The organism is Paraburkholderia sp. XV (assembly GCF_020177535.1).
In the GTDB taxonomy this organism is placed as follows: Bacteria; Pseudomonadota; Gammaproteobacteria; order Burkholderiales; family Burkholderiaceae; genus Paraburkholderia; species Paraburkholderia caribensis.
The window spans coordinates 26,434-37,194 of record NZ_JAGUUD010000088.1; the positions used below are offsets into that span (position 1 = coordinate 26,434).

Annotated in this window: 11 protein-coding genes; 7 read left to right on the plus strand and 4 right to left on the minus strand. The window is 61.9% G+C overall.

What is annotated here, in order from left to right; translation table 11 throughout:
* Positions 1-56: 56 nt before the first annotated feature.
* From nadB to radC, 4 genes are all read right to left on the minus strand, one after another.
* Positions 57-1,655 carry an L-aspartate oxidase gene (nadB, locus tag KFO72_RS30755; RefSeq protein WP_054933931.1) on the minus strand — a complete coding sequence of 533 codons (1,599 nt, stop codon included), beginning with the start codon at positions 1,653-1,655 and terminating at the stop codon, positions 57-59.
* 234 nt (positions 1,656-1,889) lie between these two features.
* Positions 1,890-2,057, minus strand: coding sequence for a 50S ribosomal protein L33 (gene rpmG, locus KFO72_RS30760; protein WP_004185395.1), 168 nt, complete (start codon positions 2,055-2,057; stop codon positions 1,890-1,892).
* A 10-nt stretch (positions 2,058-2,067) separates the two neighbouring features.
* Complete coding sequence (gene rpmB, locus KFO72_RS30765; protein ID WP_007586227.1) at positions 2,068-2,301, minus strand: 50S ribosomal protein L28; 234 nt, start codon at positions 2,299-2,301, stop codon at positions 2,068-2,070.
* A gap of 238 nt (positions 2,302-2,539) precedes the next feature.
* A complete protein-coding gene (gene radC / locus KFO72_RS30770) occupies positions 2,540-3,250 on the minus strand; it encodes a RadC family protein (RefSeq protein ID WP_224100386.1) in 711 nt (236 codons plus the stop codon).
* A 210-nt stretch (positions 3,251-3,460) separates the two neighbouring features.
* Between radC and KFO72_RS30775 the strand changes: the two genes are divergently transcribed.
* The 7 genes from KFO72_RS30775 to KFO72_RS30805 all read left to right on the plus strand — a co-directional run bounded on the left by KFO72_RS30775 (position 3,461) and on the right by KFO72_RS30805 (position 10,509).
* Positions 3,461-3,916, plus strand: a complete 456-nt coding sequence (locus KFO72_RS30775; RefSeq protein ID WP_035987541.1) for an FKBP-type peptidyl-prolyl cis-trans isomerase — start codon at positions 3,461-3,463, stop codon at positions 3,914-3,916.
* Between the two features lie 2 nt (positions 3,917-3,918).
* Positions 3,919-4,878 carry a 4-hydroxy-3-methylbut-2-enyl diphosphate reductase gene (gene ispH, locus KFO72_RS30780; RefSeq protein ID WP_054933934.1) on the plus strand — a complete coding sequence of 320 codons (960 nt, stop codon included), beginning with the start codon at positions 3,919-3,921 and terminating at the stop codon, positions 4,876-4,878.
* Between the two features lie 539 nt (positions 4,879-5,417).
* Positions 5,418-6,620: a branched-chain amino acid ABC transporter substrate-binding protein gene (locus KFO72_RS30785; RefSeq protein WP_054933935.1), complete on the plus strand. Its 1,203-nt coding sequence runs from the start codon at positions 5,418-5,420 to the stop codon at positions 6,618-6,620.
* 228 nt (positions 6,621-6,848) lie between these two features.
* Positions 6,849-7,799: a branched-chain amino acid ABC transporter permease gene (locus KFO72_RS30790; RefSeq protein ID WP_035986146.1), complete on the plus strand. Its 951-nt coding sequence runs from the start codon at positions 6,849-6,851 to the stop codon at positions 7,797-7,799.
* Positions 7,800-7,826: 27 nt separating this feature from the next.
* On the plus strand, positions 7,827-8,996 hold the full coding sequence (locus KFO72_RS30795) for a branched-chain amino acid ABC transporter permease (protein WP_054933936.1): 1,170 nt from the start codon (positions 7,827-7,829) through the stop codon (positions 8,994-8,996).
* A gap of 20 nt (positions 8,997-9,016) precedes the next feature.
* Positions 9,017-9,793: an ABC transporter ATP-binding protein gene (locus KFO72_RS30800; protein WP_054933937.1), complete on the plus strand. Its 777-nt coding sequence runs from the start codon at positions 9,017-9,019 to the stop codon at positions 9,791-9,793.
* Entirely contained in the window at positions 9,793-10,509 is a 717-nt protein-coding gene (locus KFO72_RS30805; protein ID WP_012400004.1) for an ABC transporter ATP-binding protein, read from the plus strand. Before KFO72_RS30800 ends, KFO72_RS30805 begins: the two co-directional genes overlap by 1 nt.
* Positions 10,510-10,761: the final 252 nt, after the last annotated feature.

The following is a 10,761-nucleotide window of genomic DNA, read 5'->3' on the forward strand; positions in this document are numbered from 1 at the left end:
AAAGGCCATCGCCAGTCAGACTGGCGATGGCCTTTTTCGTGCGCGACGTGCGACGGCTACACGTTGCGGTTCGGCACGCGCTCCGGCGAAAGCACGGTTGGCAGCGCTTTGGGCAGTGCGTTCGGCCAGTCGCGGCTGTAGTGCAGCCCGCGGCTTTCGCGACGCGAACGCGCGCTTTCGACGATCAGCGACGCGACGTCGACCAGATTGCGCAGTTCCAGCAGGTCGCGGCTCACCTTGAAGTTCGCGTAGTACTCGTGGATCTCGTCGCGCAGCAAGGTCAGCCGGTGTTTCGCGCGCGCGAGCCGCTTGTCGGTTCGCACGATACCGACGTAATTCCACATCAGGCGGCGCAGTTCGTCCCAGTTGTGCGCGACGACAACTTCTTCGTCTGGGTCGGACACGCGGCTCTCGTCCCAGTCGGGCAGCGGCGCATGCACGGCCGCGCCGAAACCTTCGTCTTCGATCGCCTGCGCGGCCGAGCGACCGATCACGAGGCACTCCAGCAGCGAATTGCTCGCGAGCCGGTTCGCGCCGTGCAGGCCGGTGCACGACGTTTCACCGACGGCGTAAAGCCCCGAAAGATCCGTGCGCCCGGCGAGATCCGTGACGACGCCGCCGCATGTGTAGTGCGCTGCCGGCACCACGGGAATCGGCTCTTTCGTGATGTCGATGCCGAACTCGAGGCAGCGCGCAAGAATGGTCGGGAAGTGTTCGCGCAGGAATTCCGGCGGCTGATGGCTGATGTCGAGATACACACAGTCGATACCGCGCTTCTTGATCTCGAAGTCGATCGCGCGCGCCACGATATCGCGCGGCGCGAGTTCGGCGCGTTCGTCGTGAGCGGGCATAAAGCGCGTGCCGTCGGGCAGCTTAAGAATGCCGCCTTCTCCTCTGACTGCTTCCGAGATCAGGAAGGACTTGGCGTAAGGGTGAAACAGACATGTCGGGTGAAACTGGATGAACTCCATGTTCGACACGCGACAGCCCGCGCGCCAGGCCATTGCGATGCCGTCGCCTGTCGCGGTGTCGGGGTTGGTCGTGTACAGGTACACCTTGCCCGCGCCGCCCGTCGCGAGCACGGTATGCGGCGCCTCGATGGTGACGGTGCGGCCGCTTGCGAGATCGAGCGCGTACAGGCCGTGACAGCGGCGTCCCGGCAGGCCGAGCCGGTCCGACGTGATCAGGTCGATCGCGTAGTGGTCTTCGAGCAGCGTGATGTTCGGATGCTGCCGCACGCGCTCGCTCAGCGTTGCGACGACAGCGTGGCCCGTGGCGTCGGCGGCGTGGATGATGCGCCGATGGCTGTGGCCGCCTTCCCGCGTCAGGTGAAAGCCGAGCTCCGCGGCGTCGTCTTTCGTGAATGGCACGCCCTGGTCGATCAGCCACTGGATCGCCTCGCGGCCGTGCTCGACGATAAAGCGCGTCGCGGCTTCGTCGCACAGGCCGCCGCCGGCGATCAACGTGTCGTCGACGTGATTCTCGACGCTGTCCGCCGAGTCGAGCACGGCAGCGATGCCGCCTTGGGCCCAATCGCTGGCGCCGTCGGTCAGCGAACGCTTGGCGATCACGGCGACGCGCCGCGTCTGCGCGAGATTCAACGCGACACTCAAACCGGCGAGTCCGCTGCCGACAATCGCTACATCGAAATTCATCTCCTCTCTCCGTCGTATTGCGCGGCCGGTGCGGCGAGCGCCGCCACGACCGTTCGATTGGGAAACCGAACAGCATACGCGTTGAGACCGCCGAGGAAAAGCTGACCGAACGGCGTAGACTGTTGTGCGCGCCGGAAGAGGAGGAGATTGTGAACGGGGCAGCCGCAAAGCGGGTAGCCGAAAAACAAAAAGCCCCGCATGATGCGGGGCTTTTTCGACAGGAAGAAGACCAGATTACTTGATCTTCGTTTCCTTGTACGCCACGTGCTTGCGGGCGACGGGATCGAACTTCATGATCTCCATCTTTTCCGGCATGTTGCGCTTGTTCTTCGTGGTCGTGTAGAAGTGACCCGTACCAGCGGTCGATTCCAGCTTGATCTTGTCGCGTGCGCCCTTGGCCATGATTTACTCCTTAGGCTTCGCCACGTGCGCGCAGGTCAGCGAGCACGGTGTCGATACCGTTCTTGTCGATCAGGCGCAGGCCGGCGTTCGAGACGCGCAGGCGCACCCAACGGTTTTCGCTTTCAACCCAGAAACGGCGATTCTGCAGGTTCGGGAGAAAACGACGCTTGGTCTTGTTGTTCGCGTGGGAAACGTTGTTGCCGCTCATCGGCGCTTTCCCAGTTACTTGGCATACGCGTGCCATGAGAGCACTCCTAATACGCTAATTCTGAGTTCGGAACGCCGTGAAGTTTCCCGGGAAAACATAAGAACCAAGCCGTAGCCGACTTAATCTCTCGCTTTCCGGAAAGGCCTTGAGGCTTCGGAACAGGGGTTGGAAAGAGGCAAACCGAAATTCTAGCAGAAAAAGAGCTGAACTATCAAACCTTATTTGCGACGGGCAGGACAGATGCGCAACGCAGCCGTCTGCGTTGCGCAGCGGCTCACGGCCAGCCCGCGCGGGCGAAAGAAAATGTCTCGTTCGCGCCGATCACCAGATGGTCGATCAGTTGCACGTCGATCAGCGCAAGGGTGTCGCGCAGCACGCGCGTGAGCTGGCGGTCGCTGGCGCTCGGCTTGACGGCGCCGGACGGGTGATTGTGCGCGACGATCAGGCTTGCCGCATTGACCGACAGGGTGCGCCGGACGATCTCGCGCGGGTAGACGGCCATCCGCGTGAGCGACCCGCGCGAGTTTTCTTCCGAGCGGATCAGCCGGTGCCGTGTGTCCAGAAAGAGGCAGATGAACACCTCGTAAGGCCGCGAGCCGATCAACAGCCGCAAATAGTCCTCGACGGATTCGGGGGAATCGATCAGTGGACGCTCGCGCATCTTTTCCGCGAGCGCGCGCCGCGCCATCTCCATAATCGCCAACAGTTGCGCGCGCTTGGCCGGGCCCACGCCGCGCACGCCGTCCAGATCTTCTGGCGTCGCGTCGAGCATCGCGCGCAACGAGCCGAAGCGCTCCAGCAGCGAGCACGCGACGTCGAACACGTTGTGGCCGGGAAGCCCGGAGCCCAGCACGAGCGCGACGAGCTCGGTGTCGGAGAGCGCCGCCGGACCTGCCTCGAGCAGCCGCTCGCGCGGCATGTCGCGGGTTGGCCACGGCGGCTGCGGGCGGCGTGTCGGAGGCTTTTCTGCCGCAAAGTGCGGCATGACTATCGTGTCGGTCATGGCAATGTCCTTCGAAATTCGGATGACGCGGCGACAAAGCGCTGCGCAGCAACGTTCCAGCCGGCTCGGGATATGTGGCTTACAATAGATCCTTTGCGCACGGCGCCCCCGGCATGGCACGGGCCCGCCGCCATGCGCGCGACCCGCGCCGCTGCGTTTGTGCGCCGCGCGCCACGACCGAACGAGTACCGCATGAGCATCATCGACATCTCCGAAGTGAAACCCGGTTCGCACGTCACACTTCACTACCGGCTTTCGCTTGCCGATGGCGCCGAGATCGTCAGCACCTTCAACGACAAACCCGCTACGCTGCTGCTCGGCGCGGGCCAGTTGGCGCCGCCGCTGGAAGACATTTTGCTGGGATTGAAGGTGGGCCACCACTCGACCTTTCAGCTAGAGCCGGGTCAGGGTTTCGGCCCGCGCAATCCGGAGCTGATCCAGCGCGTGTCGCTGGCAACGCTGCGCGAAAACGCGATGATCGGCGAGGATTTTTCTCCGGGCGATCTCGTCGAATTCAATGCGCCGGGTGGCGGTCGCTACGCCGGCGTGCTGAAGGAAGTGGGTGAAACCTCGGCTCTCTTCGATTTCAACCATCCGCTCGCCGGCCAGGCGCTGACGTTCGAAGTCAAAATCATCGGGATCCTGTAAACATGAGCATCACGGACACGACACTTGCCGAAGCTGAAATCCTGCTTGCGCAGCCGCGCGGATTCTGCGCCGGCGTCGATCGGGCGATCGAGATCGTCGAACGCGCCATCAAGCTGTACGGTTCGCCGATCTACGTGCGTCACGAAATCGTTCACAACGCGTATGTCGTCGAAGATCTGCGCAAGAAGGGCGCGATCTTCATCGAGCAACTCGAAGAAGTCCCGTCAGGCAGCACGGTGATCTTCAGCGCGCACGGCGTGTCGAAGGCCGTGCGGGCGGAGGCCGATGAACGCGGCCTGCGCGTGTACGACGCGACCTGCCCGCTCGTCACCAAGGTGCACATCGAAGTGGCGAAGATGCGCGCGGAAGGCTTCGACATCGTGATGATCGGCCACAAGGGCCACCCCGAAGTCGAAGGGACAATGGGACAGACGGCCGAGGGCATGTATCTCGTCGAGGATATCGAGGACGTGCAGGCGCTTCAGCTCGCCGACCCTGAGCGCATCGCCTACGTGACGCAGACCACGCTGTCCGTGGATGACGCCGCGCAGATCATTGCCGCGCTGAAGGCGAAGTATCCGAACGTCAAGGAACCGAAGAAGCAGGACATTTGCTACGCGACGCAGAACCGCCAGGACGCCGTCAAGTTCATGGCGCCGCAATGCGATGTGGTGATCGTCGTCGGCAGCCCGAACAGTTCGAACTCCAACCGGCTGCGCGAGCTGGCCGAAAAGCTCGGCGTGCCTGCCTATATGGTTGACTCGCCGGATCAGATCGATCCCGCGTGGGTCGCCGACAAGCGCCGCATCGGCGTGACGGCGGGCGCGTCGGCGCCGGAAGCACTGGCGCAGGCCGTGATCGGCCGTCTGCGCGAACTGGGCGTGCGCAACGTGCGTGCGCTGGAAGGCATCGAGGAAAACATTGCGTTTCCGTTGCCGCGCGGGCTCGGTTTGCCCGCCTGAAGACCTGTCCCCAACTAAAAAAGCGCGCCGCGGGCGCGCTTTTTTATTGCCATTGCACACGGGAACTCCCCTTAAAAACGGTGCCATATCATCGAAAAACAATCAAGGGACGGTGTCGGGGCGAACATTCTTTTTGTTTTCCGGGGCGTAATTTGGACGCTGAACGCCGATCGTGCCCCGTTTTACCGCAGACGATTGCCGTAATCCGCAAACGTACGCACAAATACGGTGCATCTGCCGACTAACATAATATTGAGACGGAAGGATGTGCCGAAGTCCGCAGCATCGGGCTCGCAGCGAAATGTCTGCAACATCTGATGCTGCAAGGCGTCAGCGGTGGTGCAACTGATGCACGAAAAACTGGCGCAACCCGGTTGCGATAATGGGCGGGTAAGGGCCTCACAGCACGGTTGCAATGCAGGAAAACCCTGCGCTTCCAACAATATTGCCCGTCGCAAAATTGGAGTTACAATGCGCGCGTTCTCAGGGCTTGAGCGCCTCGGAACGCCAGATTTAGCAAGGCGCAGGAGACCTATTTAATGCGAGTCAAGTTTGCTTGTGCCGTGTCCATCGCGGCCGCGGTTGCGATGTTGACCGCGTGCAGCAAAAAGAACGAAGGCGAGGCGGACAAGAGTGCATCGGCGGCGGTGGCAGTGTCGGCGGCGAGCGCGAGCGACGTGACTGTCGTGAAGATCGGTCATGCGGCCCCATTGACGGGCGGCATTGCGCATCTGGGTAAGGACAATGAAAACGGGGCGCGTCTCGCCATTGAAGAGATCAACGCGCAGGGATTGACCATCGACGGCCGCAAGATCCAGCTGCAACTCGACGCGCAGGACGATGCGGGCGATCCGAAAACGGGCACGCAGGTCGCGCAGAAGCTGGTGGACGATCGTGTAGTTGCCGTAGTCGGGCACCTGAATTCCGGTGTGTCGATCCCGGCCTCGAAGATATATAGCGACGCGGGCATTGTGCAGATATCGCCATCCTCGACGAATCCGGCCTATACGCAGCAAGGCTTCAAGACGACCTACCGGGTCGTCGCGACCGATGCGCAGCAAGGTCCGGCGCTGGCGAACTACGCGACGAAGTCACTCGGCGCGAAACGGATCGCCGTGGTCGACGACGCGACTGCGTATGGCAAGGGTCTTGCTGACGAATTCGCGAAGACGGCGGAAGCGGGTGGCGCAAAGATCGTTGCGCGCGAGGCGACCAATGACCGGGCCACGGATTTCCGGGCCATCCTCACAAAGATTAAAAGTGCCCAGCCGGACGCCATCATGTTCGGCGGCATGGATGCAACGGGCGGGCCGTTCACAAAACAGGCAGCGGCGCTCGGAATCAGGGCAAAAATCCTTGGCGGCGACGGCGTGTGCACCGACAAGGTGGGGGAACTGGCGGGCAGTGCCGTCCAGAACCTCGTGTGTTCGGAAGCAGGACTTGCGCTTTCGAAGATGGAAAGGGGAGCGGACTTCGAAAAGAAGTACGACGCACGCTTCCACACGCCGGTGCAGATTTACGCGCCGTTCACGTATGACGCTGTATACGTGGTCGTCGACGCAATGAAGCGCGCCAATTCGATCGAGCCGCCCAAGGTGCTCGCTGCGATGCCCTCGACTGACTACACAGGTGTAATCGGTCACATCGCATTCGACGACAAGGGCGACCTGAAAGAAGGCGCGATTACGCTTTACGACTTCAAGGACGGCAAGAAAGCGGTCCTCGACGTCGTGAAGATGTAATGACGGGACGTACAGCCTGACGGCACCGGACCATCCGACGGTGCCGTTTTTGCATCCGCGTCGAGCGCGCGGGCCGCTGCAACCCAGTGGCCACAGACGCTCGACGAAGATAACCCTTACCGGTCTTTTACATCAGTACCCGCAGTGCCGTTGCGATTTACGTGAAGCATCAGGGCCAACCGGCAGATGAAGAGCGTGAATCCAGTCGCACGGGCTAAGGAGCATTAAATGGATATTTTCATCCAGCAGGTTCTCAACGGACTGGTGCTTGGCAGCGTCTACGCCATCATCGCACTGGGCTACACGATGGTGTACGGCATTCTCGGCATCATCAACTTCGCGCACGGCGACGTGCTGATGGTGGGCGCGATGGTCGCGCTCTCGGCCATCGGCGTGTTGCAGAATCATTTCCCTGGTCTCGGCAACGTGCCGACGCTGTGCATTGCGCTGGTCATCGCGGCCGTCGTGTGCGCGGTAGTGGGCTACACGATCGAGCGGGTGGCGTACCGGCCGTTGCGCAAGGCGCCGCGTCTCGCCCCGCTGATCACCGCGATCGGCGTGTCGATCCTGCTGCAGACGCTCGCGATGATGATCTGGTCGCGCAACCCGCTGCCGTTCCCGCAGCTGCTGCCGACCGATCCGCTGAACGTGATCAAGGCCACCGATACGACGCCTGGCGCCGTGATCTCGATGACTGAAATCGTGATCATCGTCGTCGCGTTCCTCGTGATGGCGGGCCTGCTGCTCCTCGTGCACAAGACCAAGCTCGGCCGCGCGATGCGCGCGATCGCCGAGAACCCGGGCGTCGCTTCCCTGATGGGCGTGAACCCGAACTTCGTGATCTCGGCGACCTTCATGATCGGCTCGGCGCTCGCAGCGCTGGCGGGTGTGATGATCGCGTCGGAATACGGCAACGCGCACTTCTACATGGGCTTCATCCCCGGCCTGAAGGCGTTCACGGCAGCGGTGCTGGGCGGTATCGGCAATCTCGGCGGCGCGATGGTCGGCGGCGTGATTCTCGGTCTGATCGAACAGCTGGGCGCCGGCTATATCGGCAACCTCACGGGTGGCGTGTTCGGCAGTAACTACCAGGACGTGTTCGCATTCATCGTGCTGATCATCGTGCTGGTGTTCCGTCCGTCGGGCCTGCTGGGCGAACGTGTCGCGGATCGCGCCTAACGGGCGCAAGGGTAAGGAGCAAACATAATGACCTCAATTCAACCGATCGAGCCGTCCACGACGCTCATCCCTGAACGGAACCTGACGAAGACGCTGACGGTGGGCATCATCACCGCCGTGTTCGTGATCGCAGCGCCCTTTGTCATCGGCACGGCCGGCGGCAACTACTGGGTCCGCGTGCTCGACTTCGCGATGCTGTATGTGATGCTCGCGCTAGGTCTGAACGTGGTGGTCGGCTTTGCCGGCCTGCTGGATTTGGGCTACATCGCGTTCTATGCGGTCGGCGCGTACACGGCGGCGTTGCTGAGCTCGCCGCATCTGTCGTCGCAGTTCGAATGGATCGCGCATCTCGCGCCGGGCGGCCTGCACGTGCCGTTCCTGATTATCGTGCCGTGCGCGATGGCAGTCGCCGCGATCTGCGGGGTGATACTCGGTGCGCCGACGTTGCGTCTGCGCGGCGACTACCTCGCGATCGTGACGTTGGGCTTCGGGGAAATCGTGCGGATCTTCCTGAACAACCTCGACCGTCCGGCGAACATCACGAACGGCCCGAAAGGCATCACGGGCATCGACCCCGTTCACGTCGGCGATTTCAGCCTCTCGCAGACGCACTCGCTGTTCGGCCTGACGATTCCGTCGGTGTACTCGTACTACTACCTGTTCGTGCTGTGCGCGCTGTTCGTGATCTGGGTGTGTACGCGTTTGCAGCACTCGCGTATCGGCCGTGCATGGGCGGCGATCCGCGAAGACGAAATCGCCGCAAAGGCGATGGGCATCAACACGCGTGACGTGAAGCTGCTGGCGTTCGCGATGGGCGCGTCGTTCGGCGGCCTGTCGGGCGCGATGTTCGGCGCGTTCCAGGGCTTCGTGTCGCCGGAATCGTTCACGCTGCCGGAATCGATCGTCGTGCTCGCCTGCGTGGTGCTGGGCGGCATGGGCCATATCCCGGGCGTGATCCTTGGCGCGGTGCTGCTCGCCGTGCTGCCCGAATTCCTGCGTTCGACGATGGGTCCGCTGCAACACCTGATCTTCGGTCATGAAATCGTCGATACGGAAGTGATTCGTCAGCTCGTGTACGCACTCGCGATGGTGCTGATCATGCTGTACCGCTCGGAAGGCCTGTGGCCGTCGCCGAAGCACGAAGACAAGATCGCGAAGATTGCGAAGCGCAGCAACAAGAAGCCGGTGCGCGCTTAACCGACAGGGGAGCAGAAAACATGAGCGACAAGAAAATCCGTCTGTCCGTGAAGGGCGTGAACAAGCGCTTCGGCGGTTTGCAGGCGCTGTCGGATGTCGGCCTCGAGATCGAGGAAGGCACGATTTACGGTCTGATCGGTCCGAACGGCGCCGGCAAGACCACGTTCTTCAACGTGATTACCGGTCTCTACACGCCGGACTCGGGCGAGTTCAAGCTCGACGGCACGCCTTACACGCCGACGGCTGTGTATCAGGTGGCGAAGGCGGGCATCGCGCGTACGTTCCAGAACATCCGTCTGTTCGGCGGGATGACTGCGCTGGAAAACGTGATGGTCGGCCGTCACGTGCGTACGAAGCACGGCCTGCTTGGCGCCGTGTTCCAGACGCCGGCTGAGCGCCAGGAAGAGCGCGAGATCAAGGAACGCGCGCTGGAACTGCTCGAATACGTGGGCGTGCTGCAGTATGCGGACTACACGTCGCGCAACCTGTCGTACGGTCACCAGCGCCGTCTGGAGATCGCGCGCGCACTGGCGACCGATCCGAAGCTGCTCGCACTCGACGAACCGGCCGCCGGCATGAACGCCACGGAGAAGGTCGAACTGACGAAGCTGCTCGACAAGATTCGTGCGGACGGCAAGACGATCCTGCTGATCGAGCACGACGTGAAACTGGTGATGGGCCTGTGCAACCGGATGACAGTGCTCGACTATGGCAAGGTGATCGCTGAAGGTCTGCCGCATGACGTGCAGAAGGACCCGAAGGTGATCGAGGCTTATCTGGGTGCGGGGGTCCACTGATGGCTACGGCAATGTTGAAAATCAAGGGCCTGCAGGTCAACTACGGCGGCATTCAGGCCGTCAAGGGTGTCGACCTGGAGATCGCGCAGGGCGAGCTCGTGACGCTGATCGGCGCGAATGGCGCGGGCAAGACGACGACCATGAAGGCCATTACGGGCCTGAAGCCGTACTCGGCTGGCGATATCGAGTACATGGGGCAGTCGATCAAGGGCGTGCCGCCGCATGAGCTTTTGAAGCGCGGCCTCGCGATGGTGCCGGAAGGGCGCGGGATCTTCGCGCGCATGTCGATTGTCGAGAACATGCAGATGGGTGCTTATCTGCGCAGCGATACCGAAGGCATCAAGAAGGACGTCGAGCGGATGTTCGGGTTCTTTCCTCGCCTGAAGGAACGTGCTACTCAGCTGGCCGGTACGCTCTCCGGCGGTGAACAGCAGATGCTGGCGATGGCGCGTGCTGTTATCTCGAAGCCGAAGCTGTTGCTGCTCGACGAGCCGTCGATGGGTTTGTCTCCGATCATGGTCGAGAAGATCTTCGAAGTGGTGCGCGAGATTTCCAAGGAAGGCATCACGGTCATGCTCGTTGAGCAGAATGCTCGGCTTGCGCTGCAGGCGGCTGACCGTGGTTATGTGATGGATTCAGGTACTGTCACGATGTCTGGCGACGCCAAGCAGATGCTCGATGATCCGAAGGTGCGGGCCGCGTATCTCGGCGAGTAACTTTCGCGGTTGGTTTTTTTGTTTTAGCAGGGAGGGCTGCACGTTCAGGCGTGTGGCCTTTTTTGTTTTGTCGTGGGGTTGGGTTTTGGTTTTGGCTTCGCCTTTGCTTCTTTTGGCGTCCGCGTTATGCCTTCGCGATTCACACGTCGCCGTTCGGTGTTTTCGTCTTTGCGCTGGCATCCGCGTGACGTTATCTAGCTTCAGGCGTCGCCCCTGTGCGGGGCGGCACCTACTTTTCTTTGCCGCCGCAAA